This is a genomic window from Phaeobacter sp. SYSU ZJ3003 (assembly GCF_041300735.1).
Taxonomy (GTDB): Bacteria; Pseudomonadota; Alphaproteobacteria; order Rhodobacterales; family Rhodobacteraceae; genus Phycobacter; species Phycobacter gallaeciensis_A.
This window is the reverse complement of sequence record NZ_PXNU01000029.1, coordinates 35,594-52,211: the sequence shown is the minus strand read 5'-3', so window position 1 is coordinate 52,211 and position 16,618 is coordinate 35,594. Positions and strand designations below refer to the sequence as shown.

At 62.1% G+C, this 16,618-nt stretch carries 19 protein-coding genes; 6 read left to right on the top strand and 13 right to left on the bottom strand.

The window, feature by feature from the left end:
• Nucleotides 1–19: 19 nt before the first annotated feature.
• Entirely contained in the window at nucleotides 20–1,243 is a 1,224-nt protein-coding gene (locus C6W91_RS11595) for an alanine--glyoxylate aminotransferase family protein (RefSeq protein ID WP_274836007.1), read from the bottom strand.
• A 245-nt stretch (nucleotides 1,244–1,488) separates the two neighbouring features.
• Here C6W91_RS11595 and C6W91_RS11590 point away from each other — a divergent pair, with 245 nt between their 5' ends.
• Nucleotides 1,489–3,345 carry an ABC transporter ATP-binding protein gene (locus C6W91_RS11590; protein WP_370570843.1) on the top strand — a complete coding sequence of 619 codons (1,857 nt, stop codon included), beginning with the start codon at nucleotides 1,489–1,491 and terminating at the stop codon, nucleotides 3,343–3,345.
• 12 nt (nucleotides 3,346–3,357) lie between these two features.
• Here the strand turns inward: C6W91_RS11590 and C6W91_RS11585 are convergent, their stop codons facing one another.
• Nucleotides 3,358–4,038 (bottom strand): TIGR04283 family arsenosugar biosynthesis glycosyltransferase, encoded by a 681-nt coding sequence (locus C6W91_RS11585; RefSeq protein ID WP_370570842.1) that lies wholly within the window; start codon nucleotides 4,036–4,038, stop codon nucleotides 3,358–3,360.
• A 99-nt stretch (nucleotides 4,039–4,137) separates the two neighbouring features.
• Here C6W91_RS11585 and C6W91_RS11580 point away from each other — a divergent pair, with 99 nt between their 5' ends.
• Together C6W91_RS11580 and C6W91_RS11575 are read left to right on the top strand one after the other, a co-directional pair.
• Nucleotides 4,138–4,878, top strand: a complete 741-nt coding sequence (locus C6W91_RS11580; protein WP_274867306.1) for a folate-binding protein YgfZ — start codon at nucleotides 4,138–4,140, stop codon at nucleotides 4,876–4,878.
• A 99-nt stretch (nucleotides 4,879–4,977) separates the two neighbouring features.
• Complete coding sequence (locus C6W91_RS11575) at nucleotides 4,978–5,511, top strand: hypothetical protein (protein ID WP_370570841.1); 534 nt, start codon at nucleotides 4,978–4,980, stop codon at nucleotides 5,509–5,511.
• Nucleotides 5,512–5,596: 85 nt separating this feature from the next.
• Here C6W91_RS11575 and efp read toward each other — a convergent pair whose 3' ends face one another.
• Nucleotides 5,597–6,160, bottom strand: a complete 564-nt coding sequence (gene efp / locus C6W91_RS11570; RefSeq protein ID WP_065270890.1) for an elongation factor P — start codon at nucleotides 6,158–6,160, stop codon at nucleotides 5,597–5,599.
• Nucleotides 6,161–6,377: 217 nt separating this feature from the next.
• On the opposite strand from efp, the gene C6W91_RS11565 reads away from it, so the two are divergent.
• Together C6W91_RS11565 and C6W91_RS11560 are read left to right on the top strand one after the other, a co-directional pair.
• The gene (locus C6W91_RS11565) at nucleotides 6,378–6,695 is read left to right on the top strand and encodes a DUF6280 family protein (protein WP_065270891.1); all 318 of its coding nucleotides are present in this window, start codon (nucleotides 6,378–6,380) and stop codon (nucleotides 6,693–6,695) included.
• A gap of 259 nt (nucleotides 6,696–6,954) precedes the next feature.
• Entirely contained in the window at nucleotides 6,955–8,418 is a 1,464-nt protein-coding gene (locus C6W91_RS11560; protein ID WP_370570840.1) for a cobyric acid synthase, read from the top strand.
• 194 nt (nucleotides 8,419–8,612) lie between these two features.
• Here C6W91_RS11560 and C6W91_RS11555 read toward each other — a convergent pair whose 3' ends face one another.
• The 5 genes from C6W91_RS11555 to C6W91_RS11535 form a co-directional block, all read right to left on the bottom strand.
• A complete protein-coding gene (locus tag C6W91_RS11555; protein WP_370570839.1) occupies nucleotides 8,613–9,689 on the bottom strand; it encodes a hypothetical protein in 1,077 nt (358 codons plus the stop codon).
• 114 nt (nucleotides 9,690–9,803) lie between these two features.
• Nucleotides 9,804–11,222, bottom strand: coding sequence for a TolC family outer membrane protein (locus C6W91_RS11550; protein ID WP_274838313.1), 1,419 nt, complete (start codon nucleotides 11,220–11,222; stop codon nucleotides 9,804–9,806).
• A 95-nt stretch (nucleotides 11,223–11,317) separates the two neighbouring features.
• Nucleotides 11,318–11,971, bottom strand: coding sequence for a protein-L-isoaspartate O-methyltransferase (locus C6W91_RS11545; RefSeq protein ID WP_274828264.1), 654 nt, complete (start codon nucleotides 11,969–11,971; stop codon nucleotides 11,318–11,320).
• Nucleotides 11,972–12,075: 104 nt separating this feature from the next.
• Nucleotides 12,076–12,585, bottom strand: coding sequence for a PhnA domain-containing protein (locus tag C6W91_RS11540; protein ID WP_370570837.1), 510 nt, complete (start codon nucleotides 12,583–12,585; stop codon nucleotides 12,076–12,078).
• A gap of 104 nt (nucleotides 12,586–12,689) precedes the next feature.
• Nucleotides 12,690–13,004 (bottom strand): TraR/DksA C4-type zinc finger protein, encoded by a 315-nt coding sequence (locus C6W91_RS11535; RefSeq protein ID WP_274838314.1) that lies wholly within the window; start codon nucleotides 13,002–13,004, stop codon nucleotides 12,690–12,692.
• 191 nt (nucleotides 13,005–13,195) lie between these two features.
• On the opposite strand from C6W91_RS11535, the gene C6W91_RS11530 reads away from it, so the two are divergent.
• Nucleotides 13,196–13,333: an entericidin A/B family lipoprotein gene (locus C6W91_RS11530; protein ID WP_116560370.1), complete on the top strand. Its 138-nt coding sequence runs from the start codon at nucleotides 13,196–13,198 to the stop codon at nucleotides 13,331–13,333.
• A 13-nt stretch (nucleotides 13,334–13,346) separates the two neighbouring features.
• Here C6W91_RS11530 and C6W91_RS11525 read toward each other — a convergent pair whose 3' ends face one another.
• From C6W91_RS11525 to ribB, 5 genes are all read right to left on the bottom strand, one after another.
• Nucleotides 13,347–13,532: a CTP synthetase gene (locus C6W91_RS11525; protein WP_065270898.1), complete on the bottom strand. Its 186-nt coding sequence runs from the start codon at nucleotides 13,530–13,532 to the stop codon at nucleotides 13,347–13,349.
• A 211-nt stretch (nucleotides 13,533–13,743) separates the two neighbouring features.
• Nucleotides 13,744–14,076, bottom strand: a complete 333-nt coding sequence (locus C6W91_RS11520; protein WP_274836015.1) for a hypothetical protein — start codon at nucleotides 14,074–14,076, stop codon at nucleotides 13,744–13,746.
• Nucleotides 14,077–14,277: 201 nt separating this feature from the next.
• A complete protein-coding gene (gene nusB, locus C6W91_RS11515; RefSeq protein ID WP_065270900.1) occupies nucleotides 14,278–14,760 on the bottom strand; it encodes a transcription antitermination factor NusB in 483 nt (160 codons plus the stop codon).
• Nucleotides 14,757–15,308 (bottom strand): 6,7-dimethyl-8-ribityllumazine synthase, encoded by a 552-nt coding sequence (locus C6W91_RS11510; protein ID WP_274832418.1) that lies wholly within the window; start codon nucleotides 15,306–15,308, stop codon nucleotides 14,757–14,759. Before C6W91_RS11510 ends, nusB begins: the two co-directional genes overlap by 4 nt.
• A 1-nt stretch (nucleotide 15,309) precedes the next feature.
• On the bottom strand, nucleotides 15,310–16,437 hold the full coding sequence (ribB, locus tag C6W91_RS11505) for a 3,4-dihydroxy-2-butanone-4-phosphate synthase (RefSeq protein WP_274838370.1): 1,128 nt from the start codon (nucleotides 16,435–16,437) through the stop codon (nucleotides 15,310–15,312).
• Between the last annotated feature and the right edge of the window lie 181 nt (nucleotides 16,438–16,618).

Genomic DNA, 16,618 nt, shown 5'->3' with positions numbered 1-16,618 from the left:
TGTTTTGGTTCACGCCCTCTCAGGACGCCTTTTGCCCGGCTTCGGACAGAACTGCAGCCGCCGCATCCAGCGCCCCGGCGCCGTGGGGAATATCAAGGGCGCGCAGGCCCGCCTCGATACCGCCCAGAAGCCCCATGACCATGTGACCGTTCAGGTGGCCCATATGGCCCAGCCGGAAGAACCCGTGCCATTCCGGGCTGCGCGGCGGCGCCATGCCAAGGCCGATCCCCAATGTCAGCCCCAGGGTCTGCTCCAGCCACTCCCGCAGCTGCGTCGCGCGCGATCCGCCCAGACGCAGTGCCGTCACCGCATGAGAACGCAGCGCGGGATCGGTCACGTTCATTGCCATGGGTCCGTCCTGCCCCCAGGCCTCACACGCCGCCCAGATCGCACGGGCCAGCTGCGCATGCCGTGCCCAGACGTTTTCGATACCTTCGGCATGGATCATGTCGAGCGAGGCCCGCAGCCCATAAAGATGATGGGTCGGCGCGGTGCCGCCGAAATACTGGTAGAACTCTTCCGGGTTGGCGCGCGGGGTCCAGTCCCAGTAGCGGCTGACCCGCGGCATCGCGGCGCGCACCGTGGCGGCCTTGTCGTTGAAGAACACGAAGGCCAGCCCCGCCGGGACCATCAGTCCCTTCTGGCTGCCGGTGACCATGACATCGACGCCCCAGTCGTCCATCTCGAACCGGTCACAGCCCAGCGAGGCGATGCAATCGGCCATCAACAGCGCCGGGTGCTGCTCCGCATCCAGAACCCCGCGCAGGCCGGGTACGTCGTTACGGATCGAACTGGAGGTATCGACATGCACCCCCAGCACCGCCTTGATCTGATGGCTGGTATCCGCCTTCAGCCGCTCGGCCACACGGGCCAGATCCCAGGGCGCATGGTTGCCAAAGTCGATGACCTCCACGTCAATGCCCAGCCCCTCAGCCATTTCCGACCAACCGATAGCAAACCGCCCCGAGGACGGGACCAGCACCTTGTCCCCCGGCTGCAGCACATTCGAAAGGGCAGCCTCCCAGGCGCCATGACCGTTGCAAATGTAGATCGCCGCGTGATGCTTCGTGCGCGCCACCCGGCGTAGATCCGGGATCAGTGTCGCGGTCATATCCACCAGCTCGCCCGCGTAGATATTGGGTGACGGACGGTGCATCGCCTGCAGCACCTGATCCGGAATCACCGAAGGTCCCGGGATCGCCAGATAGGATCGCCCTGCCGATAGGTTTAAAGTCCCGCTCATTTTTGATCTTCCCTGCAATGGAACCCTGGGCCTGGGGCCGGTTCGCGCTCAAATTTCCGGTACAGTACAATGCGGCAGAGGAAGGTCAATTCCACAATGGGTGCAGTGCAGCGGGACTGCCCATCAACCGGGCATGGCGCAAAGCTTGCGCCTAAAGCCTCAGCTGCTTAAATGGCCCGGGTCAAAAACAGAAAGCGCCGCATGACCCGCACATCCTGCAAATACACCAGCCGGAACCGTCCTGCATGACCCGCAAACACACCTCCTCGAAAGAGCTGATCATCTGGCTGTGGCGCGGTTATCTGCGCCATTACATGGGCCTGCTGGGCCTTGCGGTGATCTTTATGCTGATCGAAGGCGGCACTGTTGGTGCGCTCAGCTACATGATGCAGCCGATGTTCGATCTGGTCTTTGTCGCCGGAAATTCCGACGCCCTGTTCTGGGTCAGCCTGGCCTTTCTGATCATCTTTTCCCTGCGCGGTGTCGCCAGCGTCTGCCAAAAGGTCATCCTGTCGAAGATCTCGCAGACCTCGGCTGCGCACATGCGCAAGGACATGCTGGACCGGCTGATCCGGCAGGATCCGGCCTTTCACCAGGTGCACCCACCGGGCTTCCTGATCCAGCGCGTTCAAAGCGACGTCATGGCGATCAATCAGGTCTGGCAGGCGCTGATCACCGGTGCGGGCCGCGACATGGCACAGATGGTGGCCGTCCTTGGCGTTGCCATCAGCGTCGACTGGCGCTGGACCGCGATCATGCTGATCGGCCTGCCCCTCCTGTTGCTGCCGATCTCGGCGCTGCAACGCTATGTCCGCAAGAAAGCCGCCACCGCGCGCGATCTTGGTGCCTCGCTGGCGACGCGGCTGGACGAGATTTTCCACGGCATCGTGCCGATCAAGCTGAACAGCCTGGAACAGTATCAGGCGCGCCGGTTCAGCACCCATATGGACCAATTCGTGCGCTCCGAAGTGCGCGCCTCTTTTGGCACCGCCTCGATCACCGGCATGATCGATATCATGGCCGGTCTCGGTGTCATGGGCGTGGTTCTGTACGGCGGGCAGGAAATCATTAGCGGCGAAAAGACTGTCGGCCAGTTCATGAGCTTTTTCACCGCCATCGGTCTGGCCTTTGACCCGATGCGCCGCCTCGCCTCCATCAGTGGCACCTGGCAAAGCGCCGCCGCCGCGATGGAGCGCATCAAGGAGTTGCTGGACGCGCCGATCAAGCTGCTGCCGCCGGTGAAGCCCGTGGCCGCGCCAAAGGGCCTGCCCGAGGTGCGTTTGGATCACGTCACACTGAACTATGGCGACACCACGATCCTGAAGGATCTGTCGCTGATCGCCGAGCCGGGCAAGACCACGGCGCTTGTCGGGGCCTCGGGCGCCGGTAAATCCACCATTTTCAACCTGCTGACAAGGCTGGTCGATCCGCAATCCGGACTGGTCACCATTGGCGGCACCCCGGTGGGCGATCTCGCCTTCGAGGACCTGCGCGGCCTGTTCTCGGTGGTCTCACAAGAGGCGCTGCTGTTTGATGAAACCCTGCGGGAAAACATCCTTCTGGGACGCACGGATGTTAGCGAGGAGCGCCTGAAAGAAGTCCTAGACGCCGCCCATGTGTCTGACTTCCTGCCCAAGCTGGCCAATGGTCTTGAGACGCTTGTTGGGCCGCGCGGTTCTGCCTTGTCAGGCGGGCAGCGGCAGCGGGTGGTGATCGCGCGCGCCCTGCTACGCGACACGCCAGTGCTGCTGCTAGACGAGGCGACCTCGGCGCTGGACGCGCAATCGGAAAAGGTCGTGCAGCAGGCGCTGGACCGGCTGTCGGGCGGGCGCACCACGCTGGTCATCGCCCACCGCCTGTCCACCATCCGCAACGCGGACAAGATCGTGGTGATGGAGCGCGGCGAGGTGATGGATCAGGGCACCCATGCCGAGCTGCTGGAGCGCGGTGGGATCTACGCCGATCTCTATCGCCTGCAATTCCAGGACGGCAAGACGCTGGTAGAACGCGAAGACCTCAATATGGCGCAGCCTCTGGCGGCGCAGCAGTCTGCGGATCAATCCGGTCTGTTCCGGCGAGTCTGGCGCCGGGTCTTCCGGTAAAGAAGCAGAGGGTTATTTGCGGTAGGCCCGCGCCAGCCGCTCTGGGCTGACGCCAAGGGCATAACGCGCGAGTGTCCAGAGATTGCGGGCGCCGCGCCGCAGCCAGCCGTCGCGCTCGTATCGCGCGGCCGAGGTCCGCGCCTGAACCGGGATCTCGACAAGACCCTTCAGGCGCAGCGACAGGGCAACATCCTCCATCAATGGCTGATCGGGGTAGCCGCCCATTGCCTCATAATCTCTGCGGCGCACAAGCAGCCCCTGATCGCCGTAGGGCAGACCAAACAGGCGCGCCCGCAGGTTCGCCCAGCCTGCAACCAGCGCGGGGCGCAGCCCCCGGGCCCGGAACGCCAGGCGGAAATACCCCGGCCTGCCTTCGCCCTGCTCCAGATGGCGGGACACCGCATCGCTCCAGCCCGCGGACAGTCGGGTATCGGCGTGCAGGATCAGCAGCCAGTCGCCTTGTGCCGCTTCGCAGCCCCGGCGCAGCTGTCCGCCCCGCGACGGCGCGCCGCTCTGCAGTTCGGCACCGACCTCTTCGGCAATGGTGGCCGTGTGATCCTGCGATCCGCCATCCGAGATCACCAACTCCCGGATCAGTCCTGAGGCCAACCCTTCCATCAGCGCCTCAAGGCAGCCGGGCAGTTCCGCCTCGGAATTGAGTGTCGGGATCACGATACTGATCGGAGCGGGCATGGGCAGTTTCCTGTTCAACTCGGCTGTGATTTCTATATCACTTGCTGAAACAAGAACATGGTGATCTGCTGATCCGCCCCCATCAACTGGAGAACAGACATGAGTGCCCGCACAATTCTTCGCCTGTCCGGCCCCGACACCCGTGACTTCCTACAGGGGCTGGTCACCAACGATGTCGCAAAACTGGACCAGAACGTGCTGGTCTATGCCGCGATGCTGACGCCGCAGGGCAAATATTTGGCCGATTTCTTTCTGGCACCTGACGGTGCAGATGTGTTGCTGGATGTAGATGCGGATCTGGCCGAAGGGCTGATGAAACGCCTGTCGATGTACCGCCTGCGTGCAGATGTTCAGATCGAGGTCACAGATCTGCAGGTGCGCCGAGGCACCGGCCCCGCCCCCGAAGGCGCCTTTGCCGATCCGCGCCACCCGGATATGGGCTGGCGCCTTTATGGCGCCGAGGGCGGCGATGACGGCAGCGACTGGGATGCCCTGCGCATCGCCCATTGCATACCCGAAAGCGGCGTCGAACTGACGCCGGACAGCTATATCCTTGAGGCCGGGTTCGAGGCGCTAAACGGGGTCGATTTCCGCAAGGGCTGCTATGTCGGGCAAGAGGTGACCGCCCGGATGAAACACAAGACCGAGCTGCGTAAGGGGCTGCAGATCGTGGAAATCGAAGGTTCTGCCCCCGTGGGCACCGATATCACCGCCGGAGACAAGGCCGCAGGCACCCTTTTCACGCAAAGCGGTGGCAAGGCAATTGCCTATCTGCGCTATGACCGTGCCAGGGACAAAGACTTGCAGGCGGGCGAGGCCCGGCTCTCCTGGTCCGAATAGGCGGCCCTATAGCACGCAAGCCTCATTTAACCTGTTGGGTTTAGTTACTCAGACGTCGGCATGTTATGGCGGCGACGGTATCACTGAGGGATTACTCAAATGCGTGCGATTTTTCTGCTGGCCCTGACCAGCCTGCCCCTGCAGGCAGGTGCAGCCGATTACTGGGAATACAAGGACTGGCGCGTCTGGAGCAAACAGATCGACACTGGCGAAGACCTGCGCCGCACCTGTGCGGCCTCGACCGGCGGCGATGGCGACCCGGTGCTGCGCCTTGAGGTGTCGGACGGCGATGTCGGCCCGCCGGATTTCTATCCATACCCGGTGATCAGCGAAACCGCGCCGCGCCATTACACCACGCAGATGCAGGACGGTCAGGTCATCCAGTTCCGCGTCGACACCGGCACCATCTTTTCCGGCGCCGCCTTCGTCACGCTCACGAATGAAGGTCTTGCGCACGCCGAGGCCGCGATCAACCTGCCCAACAACCGGCCGGTCCTGAAGGCCATGAAAAAGGGCAGCAGCATGGTGATCGAGGCGGGCGGACGCACCATCTTCCACGCCTCTCTCGCCGGGTTCACGGCGGCCTATGGCAAGATGATGGATGTCTGCGGCTTCAGCCTGTCGCTCGACTGACCGCAAAGAACGCAAAGACGTTATGCAAAAGAAAACCCCGCGCAGGACTGCGCGGGGCATTATAGCTTCAATGCAGCAGGCCGGATCAGGCGCGCTCGGAGTATTCCATGGTTTCGGTGTTCACCACGATCATCTCGTCCTGACCGACGAAGGGCGGCACCATGACTTTGACACCGTTATCAAGGATCGCGGGCTTGAAGGAATTCGCAGCCGTCTGGCCTTTTACAACCGGCTCGGTTTCGACGATCTTGCAGGTAACTTTCTGCGGCACGGTGGCGTTCAGAGCTTCGGACTCGTAGAACTCGACAACGATGGTCATGCCATCCTGCAGGAACGGGCGACGATCCCCCAGCAGATCGGCGGGCAGTTCGATCTGCTCATAAGTCTCGGTATCCATGAACACGAGCATGCCGTCGTTTTCATACAGGAACTGCTGGTCTTTCTGCTCAAGGCGCACACGTTCGACCTTGTCGGCGCTGCGGAACCGCTCGTTCAGCTTGGAGCCGTTACGCAGGTTGCGCAGCTCGACCTGAGCAAAGGCGCCGCCCTTGCCGGGTTTGACGTGATCGACCTTCACAGCGGCCCACAGACCGTCGTTGTGCTCCAGAACATTGCCAGGGCGGATTTCGTTACCGTTGATCTTGGGCATCGGAAAAATCCCTCTCGGGTGGTTGATGAACTCTTAACTGCCCCTATATCTGGCGTGGACTCGGCTGGCAAGACAACGATATCTCGTGGGCACCCCCGGCAAGCTATGCACAAATCGCATGAAAGCTATGCATCTACGGGCTATCCGAATCGTCATAGTTCCGTCATAAGGAGCGCCACGCCGAAATTGCAATAGCAAGAACAACAAAGGAAACGGGATGCGAGATTTCGTTGACGGCACCGCTTACAATAACGAGCAAGGCAACCGCGCACGCAAACTTTTTGCCGCCGTGGTGCTGGCCGCATTGGACGACGCCATCGCTGACGACAAGAAATACGGGAACGGCCCCGAGCAGATCGCGCGGTGGGCGCGCTCTCGCGATGGCCGTGAAGTCCTTTCCTGCGCCGGGATCGACCCGAACGAGCGCGTGGTCGAAGGGCTGATGGAATTCGTCGGTCGTGGCGTGCGGACTTCGGTCGCACTGTCGCGTGAAGAAAGCGAGCGCCGCAATGCTGCACAGGCCGAAGCTGCCTGATCTAAGCTGCCATTGAGACACAGAAAAGCGCGTCCTGGGGGGCGCGTTTTTCTTTTGTGGCTCCGCTTTTTTTCGCCTGCGCTTTCCGTACACCTCCTGTGCACCTGGTGTGCACCTCCTGCCCCCCCAATATCTTCGCACAGCTTCCGCAGGCCCCTGCCCGGCCATCCGATCAGGCAATGCCTTCGATTGCCGTTGACCTGCGCCCGCCCACATTGCAACTGTCTGCGCGAACGAGTGTGAGCGGTGGGGCAGGCGCATGACGGCACGGGCACTGATGATCCAAGGCACCGGCAGCAATGTCGGAAAATCGCTTCTGGTTGCGGGGCTGGCGCGTGCCTATACGCGGCGCGGCCTGCGGGTGGCGCCGTTCAAACCGCAGAACATGTCGAACAACGCGGCTGTCACCCCCGAAGGTGGCGAAATCGGCCGCGCGCAAGCCCTGCAGGCCCGCGCTGCCATGCGCGCGCCGCATACGGATATGAACCCGGTGCTGCTGAAGCCCGAAACCGATACCGGCGCGCAGATTATCGTTCAGGGAAAACGGCGCGGAACCCAGGGCGCCGGATCCTTCATGCGCGATAAATCGGGGCTGCTCGAGGCTGTACTCGACAGCTATTACCGCCTGGCAGCTGACGCCGATCTGGTGCTGATCGAAGGGGCCGGTTCTCCGGCGGAAACCAACCTGCGCCCGCGCGACATCGCCAACATGGGCTTTGCCTGCGCGGCAGAGGTGCCGGTGGTGCTGGTGGGTGACATTCACCGCGGCGGCGTCATCGCGCAGATCGTCGGTACCAAGGCGGTGCTGGAGCCTGCGGATCTGGAACGCATCGTCGGCTTTGCCGTGAACCGGTTTCGCGGCGATCTGAGCCTGTTTGACGGCGGGCGCGACGATATCGTGGCCCGCACCGGCTGGCCATCACTGGGCGTTGTTCCCTGGTTCTGGGACGCCTGGAAACTGCCCGCCGAGGATATGATGGACATCGCCTCCCGCGCGGGCGGCGCCTGCAAGGTGGTGGTGCCACAGCTGGAGCGGATGGCGAATTTCGATGATCTGGATCCGCTGGCCGCCGAACCTGATGTGACGGTCGAGATCGTGCCCCCCGGGCGCGCCCTGCCCGGCGATGCGGATCTGGTACTGATCCCCGGCAGCAAATCCACGATTGGCGATCTCACCTTCCTGCGCGCCCAAGGCTGGGACATCGACATCCTTGCACACCACCGGCGCGGTGGTCATGTGCTGGGCCTTTGTGGCGGCTATCAGATGCTTGGCCAAACCATCGATGATCCGGAGGGTGTCGACGGCCGCCCCGGCAAGGTGGCCGGGCTTGGCCTGCTGGACGTGCATACGACCATGGTGGGCGACAAGCGCGTGACCCTGAGCGAGGCCACCACGCGGGACGGTAACCTGCCGGTCTCTGGCTACGAGATCCACATGGGACGCACCAGTGGCCCCGATACAGACCGCCCCTGGCTCAGCGTCGATGGCCGGGCCGAGGGCGCCGCCTCTCCGGATGGACGTGTGCGCGGTTCATATCTGCATGGGTTGTTCAGTTCTGACGCCTTCCGTGCTGCCTTTCTGGCTGGTCTGGGGCACGAAAGCCGCACCTCCTACGAGGATGGCGTTGATGCCGCTCTGGATGACCTTGCGACGCATCTGGAGCGCTACATGGATCTTGATCAACTGCTTCAGCTGTCACAGCCCGTCAGCGCCCGCACATAGGCGCAGCAGCCCGCGCCAGAGCGCGACCGCGCCGTGCGCAGCCCGGCGCCCGACCCAACGGGAGAGGGGAATTGAAAAATGCCCGATCCGGGCGGGAGCGCTCTGCCCTGATGTTCGGCAGGGGCGCCGCTTACACGGGACATGACCGTAACTCAGGAGGCAACCAATGCCACCTAATGCCGTAGCGCAGGAGGTTAGAGCAGGTCTTGTGCGGCCAGCGCCCGGTGGATTTCCCGGCGCACCAGTTTACGGACGTTGCGGGTGATGCGCTCACCAAGCGCGCCCTGCAATTCTTCGCGAACGATCTCGGCCACCAACTCGCGCAGGCTGTCTTCGTCCAGATAGCTGTCCTCTTCGGTCAGCGCGCCCAGCGTTTCGACGGTGATGGCCTCTTCGGCAATGCCGCGCGCCGGGTCTGCATGCTCAGTCTCGGTTGCCGGACCGAACTCTGGGCCTGCATCCTCAGCCGTATCTGCGGTGGCCTCGCTTTCGGGCCAGGAGACCACCTCTTCCGCTGTCTCTTCAGATGCCGGATCCTCGTCGTGATGATCCTGCCATTGCAGCGTTTCAACGTTGGTGCCTGCATAGGGGTCGCTGGACCTGCCGTCTGGCTCCCATTGCTCTTCGGAGCGCGCAACCTTGGCTTCTAGCTCCGTAATTTTCTGCACAACGGCGAACACCCGGTCAGCTGGGTCAGTCTCTTCCAGCATTGCATCGGACAGGGAGGCTTCAGACTGCGCCTCTACCTCATCAGAAGCATCCTGAAAGCCTTCAACTCCGGTTACGCCCGCCGCTTGATAGAGGGTCGCCCAGGGATCTTTCCAGGGCGCATCTTCCCCCGCATCAGTGGCATCCTCATCGGAAGTGCTCTGGGCTTCCTCTGCCGGTGTTTCTTCTGCCAGTTCAACGGCCTGCCCCACCGCCCCTGCGTCTGTCTCATCAGTGGCCACCGAGGCGAGGTCTGTTTCGACTTCCACCGCGGGAATCGAACTGGCGCTGCTGTCGGTACCCTCAGGGGGTACCTCCCGCGCATATGCTGTATCGATAGGGTCGGCCGCCTCTGGCTTGGCCTCTGACACCCGTAGCGCAGGCGTCAGCACAAGTCGCGTCGCCGCCTTCTCGGACCGTGGTTCGGCTGGCTCCGTCTCTGGCAACGCAGATTCTTCAGCCCCGGTGACCCGGGCAGCCCCTTTTCTGTCGTCTTCGCTCACGAGACGACGGATAGAGGACAGGACATCTTCGATTTCTGCCTGTGTCACAGGTTCGGACATAATAATCAGCACCACTTTAGCCAGTGACACAACTGTAGCCGCCGAACGGCGGCCACACAACAATTAGGGTAAATTTTCAGTTGTTCCCGGTGGTGTCCGGCGCCAGAACGCGCGTCAGTCGCGGCCCAGAGCCTTCAGAACCCGGTCCAGATCCTTGCTACGCTTGCTGATATGGGCCGGAGCGTCCTTGACCAGATTATAATACAGGGTCGGATCATAGATCTCGACGGCGAGCCCCAGATGCTCGGCTGTGAGCAGGCCCTGCGCCTGCAACAACTGATAGGCCGCCAGCGCCTGATTGGCCCGCGCCTGCACCCGCGCGGTCTGCGCGCCCAGAAGTTCCTGCTCGGCCTGCAGAACATCCAGCGTCGTGCGCGCGCCCAGCGTGGCCTCTTCGCGGATCCCTTCGAATGCGACCTGCGCCGCCCGCACCCGCTCGACCGAAGACACAAGGCTGGCCCGCGCCGCTTCGAGCGACACATAGGCCGCGGCCACCGATTGGGTGACGGACCTTTGGGTGGAGATCAGCGCGCCTTTTTCGGCATCGAGCCGGGCAATATCTGCCCGCCGCGCAGCGGCAAGACCGCCGCCCGCATAAAGCCGCTGGGACAGGGTCAGGCTGACGCCGGAGGTGTCCGAGTCGCCGTTGCCGTTCAGATCATAGGTATGGCCTGCATCGGCGCGCAGGCGCACGCTGGGGCCAAGGTTCTTTTCGCTGCTGGCCGCAGTATGCTGCGCCGCCTTCACCGAATGCTGACGCGCCAGAAGGCTCGGGTGGTTGCGCATGGCGACACTTTCGGCCGCCTGCAGCGAGGCCACCCGCTGCGGCAGCGGCGGTTGGCCTGCAACCACGTTGATCGGGTTGCCGACAACCTCGATATAGGTCGCCTTGGCTTCCAGCAGATCGCCCTGGCTTTCGGTGAGGCTGGCCTGCGCGGCTGCCACACGGCTTTCGGCGAGGGCGACATCGGTGCGGGTCACTTCGCCGACCTCGAACCGGTCCTGAGCGGCGCGCAGTTCTTCGCGCAGAAGACGCAGGTTGTTGCCCCGCAGGCGCACGGTGTCCTGCTGCAACAGCACGTTCACATAGGCCTGAACGGCGGAAAACAGAACTTGCTGTTCGATATCCAGCAGGCTTTGACGGGTGGCCAGAACCGTTTCCTGCGCCGCCAGCTGACCCAGCCGCGAGGCCCCGCCGTCATAAAGCAGCCATTCCATCGACACACCGACATCAAGCCCATTGGTATCGTGGTCGCGGAACCCGAAGGTGGAGATGCCCCGGCTGTAGCGGTGGCTTGCGGTCATCGCAAAATCAACGATCGGGCGCAAACGCGCCACCGCAACAGCGACGCTTTCATCCGTGGCGCGCAGCAGCGCCCTGTTTTGCTCCAGCAATCCGCTGGTTTTGTAGGCGCCTATCATGGCGTCCGACAGGTTGTCCGCCACCGCGGATTTTGGCGCGGCCAGCGCCGCTGCAACTGCGCCGACATATACAAACGTTTTCAAAAAACGGACCGAGAATTTCTTTCGCATCGGTTGCCTTATCGTTTGCCGCGCCGCCAGCCGCGGTTGGTTTGCCTCACCCCGCGCCCCCTGCCCGGGACGCGGGAATATTCTGCACCGGCGGGTTATAGTGCGAATTCGCGAACCTTTTCAAAGCCCGGCAGTACCGGGGCGCCCGCGTTGAATGCAAAACGCCAGGAAACCTGGCCGCCTGTCTTATGGCCGATCTTCACCTCTCCGAGCGCGCCGGTCATGAAGACCGCGGCGATCCGGCCACCATCGCGCAGTTGTTCGAGCAGCGCCGAAGGAACATCTTCGACACCACCCTGGATCATGATCACATCATAGGGACCATGTTCCGCTGCGCCTTCGGCCAACGCACCAACGTGCACGATGGCATTGTCAGCTCCGGCCTCGGCCAGTTGATCCTGAGCATCGCGGCCCATGTCCTCGTCCTGTTCGACGCCGATCACCATCTGGGCAACGCGGGCAGCCACAGCCGTGGAATAGCCCAGCCCGCAAGCCACATCGAGCACCAGCTCATCGTTCTGGATATCCAGTGCATCCAGAACCTTGGCCAGGGTGCGCGGCTCCAGCAGGACGCGGCTGTCGCCAAGATCGATGTTCTGATCCGCATAGGCGGCTTCACGTTGTGCATCAGGCACAAAGCTTTCGCGAGGTACCGCGAGCATCGCTTCGATAATCGGGTATTTCGTCACATCCGAGGGGCGGACCTGGGTGTCGACCATCATGCGGCGACGTTCGGCGAAGTCAGTCATGTGCTAAACTCGTCTGTTCAGTCTGTTGATATTGCTTGTGCCACATCGCGGAAGGCGCGGCAACGGTGGCTTTGGGAAATTGCAGAGCTGATGCCATGCGGCATCTACTTCTTCTTCACGAATTTCGTGAGGATAACGATCCGCTGACCCTCGACCCGCCCTTCGATGTGTTCGGGGTTGTCCTGAACCAGGGAAATACCGCGCACCGCCGTACCGCGTTTGGCGGTGAACCCGCCCCCTTTGACCGGAAGGTCCTTGATCAAGACAACGTTATCACCTTGCGCCAGAGGCGCGCCGTTGCTGTCCACATGGGCGCTGGCCGCCGGAACATTGTCGGCCCAGGCGCGGGTTTCATCGTCCAGCCACAGCTGCTCGGCCAGATCGCGGGCCCAGTCCTGATCGGAAAGACGTGCCAGAAGACGCGCCGCCAGCACCTGCACGGCAGGCTCTTCCGACCACATCGATGATGACAGGCAGCGCCAGTGGTTGGGATCAAGATCTCCGGCGATCTGCTCTGCACAGGTGGCACAGATCTCAACCCCGGCGCCGTCCAGCCCTCCCGGAACCTCAACAAAGGACAGGGGCGCGTCGGCGGAACAGAGGGCGCAGGGCATAAGGGTATCTCCGTGTCAGAAAAGCTATGATCGCTTTAGACCCGGCGCGCGCCAAAGGAAAGCGCCGCCCGACGCCACGCGCGCCTATGCCCCGGTCACCAGTCTTATTTGGCGCATTTCTTGCAAAAAGGTGTCGCAGGAAGCAGGTCCAGCCGTTCACCCGAAATGGCATCACCGCAGATCTGACAGAAACCGTAGTCACCGCTTTCGATACGCGCCAGTGCCGCATCGATCTGGCGCAGTTCATCCAGTTCAGCCTTGCCAAGGCTTTCCAGCACCTCGTCGCCCTGCCGCTCGGACGATCGATCCTCCCAATCCTTGGGCATGGGCGCGTCCAGCGTGTGCTCCACCTCGACCAGATGCCCTGTCAGGGCCTTGCGCCGCGCCTCAAGCGCCTCTTTACGGATCTCAAATGCCATTCGTCTAATCCTCCCGATAGGTCGTGTTCGGTACATGTTGCCACGCGCTTATCCCCGAACACCTAATAGAGAACATTGACCTCCATCAACAAAGCTGTCGAACCGCGCAGCTCGATGAGCAGCGACTTTCCGCCTCTGGCTGCTCATCTCAGGCGATGCTAGACAACACGCAAAGAACGATGGAGTACACCATGATCAAACATGTCCTGATTGCCCTGAGCCTGCTGAGCCTTGCTGCCTGCGAAACCGCAAAAGGTGCGGGCCGCGACATCAACAAAGCCGGAACCGCCCTTGAGCAGGCGGCCGACGACATTCAGAAGAAACTGTAAGGCTGGGCGCAGGTCAGCGCAGGTTGTAAAGCTTGCGCGCGACCAGCCACGTCACCGGAAAGGCCGCGATAAAGCCAAGCGCTGCCGCGATCAGGATGGGCTGAAGGCTGTCCTGCCCCGTGGCCAAGGCCGCTACCACGGCGCTACCTGCAAGGGTGGAGCCGATAAATAGATGCAGGATGAAAGCAAGACGATACATGTGATGGCCTTTCCAAATAGATGAATCGGGGTCCTGTCGGTGAGCCGGACCCATGCCATCATGTTTCAGAATTTGCTGGTTATCGCCTTGATCTGGGTCAGCTTCGGCGCTGCGCGCACCTGAATGGCAGGCCCCTCACAACATCAAGGCGGACAACCTCACGATTGCCCACCTCAGTCTATATTCAAAATGGTGTGAATTGGGCCAGAGGTCAGTCGCGCGGCTGTTTCCGGCGATCCTGCGGGCGCGGCGCCGCGGCTTTTACCCGGATCGGTTCAAAATGGTTCACCACCGGAGTTCCCCGGCGCGGCCCTGCGTCATCATCGCCGGCCAGTGACATCACCGCCCAAGCGAATTGCACCCCGGCAAAAACAATCCCGTTCATGAACCAAAGAATGCCAATCGCCAAAAGCCCGACATCAGACGTGCTGACCAGCCCCCAAAGGTTCATTACGTTGAACCAGAGCAGCAGCCCGACGAAGACCGCAGCGATTCCGAACCCCAGCGCAACGTTGCGGATATAGAGTTGAATGAGCTTTGGCATGAGATTCCCTCCATAGGCTGCTTCTTAATGTTAGCACCCGGCGGCAGGCGGTCCAGAGAATAAAGCGGAAAATACATGCGATCGGCGGAATTTGTCCTGCATCTCCTCCACGATCGGAACGAATAACGATCCCCCCCCTGTAAAAACAAAAACAGGCGCACCGGGGTGCGCCTGATTGCAAAGGTCACCTGAAAAGAAGGTTCAGAACGCCTCGGGGCGCGCTTCGCGGGCCATGTGATCCAGAACCGCGTTGACGAATTTCGGCTCTTTGCCTTCGGGGAAAAACGCGCGCGCCACGTCGACGAATTCGTTGATCACCACCTTGGGCGGGGTTTTCGTCTCAACCAGTTCCGAGCCTGCAGCGCGGAACAGCGCCCGCAGGGTCGGGTCGATCCGGGCAATCGGCCATTTCGCAACCAGCGCGCGGTCGGTCATCTGGTCGATCTTGGCCTGATGATTGACGGCGCCTTCGACCAGCTGGCGAAATAACTTGGGGTCTCCTTCGGCATATTCATCACCTTCATAGACAGCGCCGAAACGGTGATCCTCGAATTCGACGATCACCTTGTCGTAGGTCTGGCTGCTGTGCTCCATCTGGAACAGCGCCTGCACGGCAAAAAGCCGGGCCGCCGATTTCATCTGAGTCTTGCCGTTGCCCTTCGGGGCGCTGTCTGGGTTGGTCATGCCGTGGTGGGTCCGTTGTCTGTGCCAGCCAGCTGGATGGCCTCGGAAGGGGCCTTAAAGCCGACTCCCTTGCTCTGGGCGCTCCACTTACGCGTCAGTGCGATCAGATGCAAGGCCGCAGCCGCAGCGCCGCCGCCCTTATTCTGATCGGCGGGATCGGCGCGCACCTCGGCCTGGGCGCGGTTCTCTACGGTCAGGATGCCGTTGCCGATGCAAAGACCCTGCAGGCCCATCAGCTGGATCGCGCGGCTGCTGTCGTTGCAGACCGTATCGTAATGGGTGGTCTCACCGCGGATCACGCAGCCTAGCGCCACGTAGCCGTCAAAGTTCGAGGTCCGGTCGGCAATGGAGATCGCCGTAGGGACCTCCAGCGCGCCGGGCACTTCGACCAGATCCCAGGTGCCACCTGCGGCCTCGATTTCGGCCTTGGCACCTGCGACCATATTGTCGGCGATGTCCTTGTAATAAGGCGCAACCACGATGAGCAGCTTGACCGGTTTGTCAAAGCTGGGACGCGGCAGGATGTAGTGGCTTTCGTGTCCGGCCATATCACGCTTCCTTCAGAATGGGACGGGTGCCGACAATCGACAGCCCATAGGCATCAAGGCCCACATATTTGGTCGAGGGCGAATCCGTCAGCAGGATAAGATCTTTCAGGCCAAGGTTCGACAGAATCTGCGCGCCGATCCCCGTCTGCTTGATGGTCACGGTGCGCGACCCGTCATCCTCATAGGCATAAAGCGCATTGCGCGGCTGGCGGAACAGGGTCACAACCCCGCGCCCCTCGGCAGCGATGATCTCCATCGCGCGGGGCAATTGGCGGGCGGATTTGGGACCAAGGCCCAGGATATCGGTCGCCTCGTGCAGCGCATGGGTGCGCGCCAGAACCGGCTCGGGCGTGGTGATATCACCCTTGATCATCACCACATGTTCCACACCATGGGTCTGGTCGGTGAAAAGGCGCATCTCCCACTCGCCGCCGAACTCGGACGTGACCGTCTCGCGCGAGGTCTCGGTGACCAGGTTGTCATTGCGCGCGCGGTAGGCGATCAGATCGCTGATGGTGCCGATCTTCTGCCCGTGCTGGGCGGCAAACTCCACCAGATCCGGCAGACGCGCCATGGTGCCATCTTCCTTCATGATCTCGCAGATCACGCCCGAAGGATGCAGCCCGGCAAGGCGGGAAATATCCACCGCTGCCTCGGTATGGCCCGCGCGCACCAGCACCCCGCCGCGTTTCGCCCGCAGCGGGAAGACATGGCCCGGCGTTGCGATTTCCGCCATCGAGTTCTGCTCGTTGATCGCCGTCGCCACGGTCAGGGCACGGTCAGCGGCGGAAATGCCGGTAGAGACACCTTCGCGCGCCTCGATCGAGACGGTAAAGGCGGTCTCATGCCGCGAGGAGTTGTTCACCGCCATCATCGGCAGCCCCAGGGTATCGATCCGGTCCGCCGTCATCGGCAGGCAAATAAGCCCGCGCCCGTGGGTTGCCATGAAGTTGATCGCATCTGCATCCGCAAATTGCGCGGGGATCACCAGATCGCCCTCATTTTCGCGGTCCTCATGGTCCACGAGAATGAACATGCGCCCTTGGCGGGCCTCTTCGATGATCTCTTCGATTGGGCTGATCGCATCGCGCAGGCGGGCTTCGACCGGCCCCGGTGTTTCAAAGCTCATGTCATGGCCTTTCATGATCCGTGTTGCAGGCCCTCGAATGGCGCTGCCGCGTTGCCAGCGGGATAACGCAGCCGCGCCGCAAAGGCCAGCCCACATGGCTCTCTTGAAATTTGGGACGCGACGTTTGCAGATGCGCAGAAGGCTGCTAGCCTCATCGTATCAGACATCTGCGAAATCAGAC

What these genes read in the sequence shown, in the direction of transcription:
- C6W91_RS11595 (WP_274836007.1), bottom strand. Translation starts at nt 1,243, where the DNA reads ATGAGCGGGACTTTAAACCTATCGGCAGGGCGATCCTATCTGGCGATC.
- C6W91_RS11590 (WP_370570843.1), top strand. Translation starts at nt 1,489, where the DNA reads ATGACCCGCAAACACACCTCCTCGAAAGAGCTGATCATCTGGCTGTGG.
- C6W91_RS11585 (WP_370570842.1), bottom strand. Translation starts at nt 4,038, where the DNA reads ATGCCCGCTCCGATCAGTATCGTGATCCCGACACTCAATTCCGAGGCG.
- C6W91_RS11580 (WP_274867306.1), top strand. Translation starts at nt 4,138, where the DNA reads ATGAGTGCCCGCACAATTCTTCGCCTGTCCGGCCCCGACACCCGTGAC.
- C6W91_RS11575 (WP_370570841.1), top strand. Translation starts at nt 4,978, where the DNA reads ATGCGTGCGATTTTTCTGCTGGCCCTGACCAGCCTGCCCCTGCAGGCA.
- efp (WP_065270890.1), bottom strand. Translation starts at nt 6,160, where the DNA reads ATGCCCAAGATCAACGGTAACGAAATCCGCCCTGGCAATGTTCTGGAG.
- C6W91_RS11565 (WP_065270891.1), top strand. Translation starts at nt 6,378, where the DNA reads ATGCGAGATTTCGTTGACGGCACCGCTTACAATAACGAGCAAGGCAAC.
- C6W91_RS11560 (WP_370570840.1), top strand. Translation starts at nt 6,955, where the DNA reads ATGACGGCACGGGCACTGATGATCCAAGGCACCGGCAGCAATGTCGGA.
- C6W91_RS11555 (WP_370570839.1), bottom strand. Translation starts at nt 9,689, where the DNA reads ATGTCCGAACCTGTGACACAGGCAGAAATCGAAGATGTCCTGTCCTCT.
- C6W91_RS11550 (WP_274838313.1), bottom strand. Translation starts at nt 11,222, where the DNA reads ATGCGAAAGAAATTCTCGGTCCGTTTTTTGAAAACGTTTGTATATGTC.
- C6W91_RS11545 (WP_274828264.1), bottom strand. Translation starts at nt 11,971, where the DNA reads ATGACTGACTTCGCCGAACGTCGCCGCATGATGGTCGACACCCAGGTC.
- C6W91_RS11540 (WP_370570837.1), bottom strand. Translation starts at nt 12,585, where the DNA reads ATGCCCTGCGCCCTCTGTTCCGCCGACGCGCCCCTGTCCTTTGTTGAG.
- C6W91_RS11535 (WP_274838314.1), bottom strand. Translation starts at nt 13,004, where the DNA reads ATGGCATTTGAGATCCGTAAAGAGGCGCTTGAGGCGCGGCGCAAGGCC.
- C6W91_RS11530 (WP_116560370.1), top strand. Translation starts at nt 13,196, where the DNA reads ATGATCAAACATGTCCTGATTGCCCTGAGCCTGCTGAGCCTTGCTGCC.
- C6W91_RS11525 (WP_065270898.1), bottom strand. Translation starts at nt 13,532, where the DNA reads ATGTATCGTCTTGCTTTCATCCTGCATCTATTTATCGGCTCCACCCTT.
- C6W91_RS11520 (WP_274836015.1), bottom strand. Translation starts at nt 14,076, where the DNA reads ATGCCAAAGCTCATTCAACTCTATATCCGCAACGTTGCGCTGGGGTTC.
- nusB (WP_065270900.1), bottom strand. Translation starts at nt 14,760, where the DNA reads ATGACCAACCCAGACAGCGCCCCGAAGGGCAACGGCAAGACTCAGATG.
- C6W91_RS11510 (WP_274832418.1), bottom strand. Translation starts at nt 15,308, where the DNA reads ATGGCCGGACACGAAAGCCACTACATCCTGCCGCGTCCCAGCTTTGAC.
- ribB (WP_274838370.1), bottom strand. Translation starts at nt 16,437, where the DNA reads ATGAGCTTTGAAACACCGGGGCCGGTCGAAGCCCGCCTGCGCGATGCG.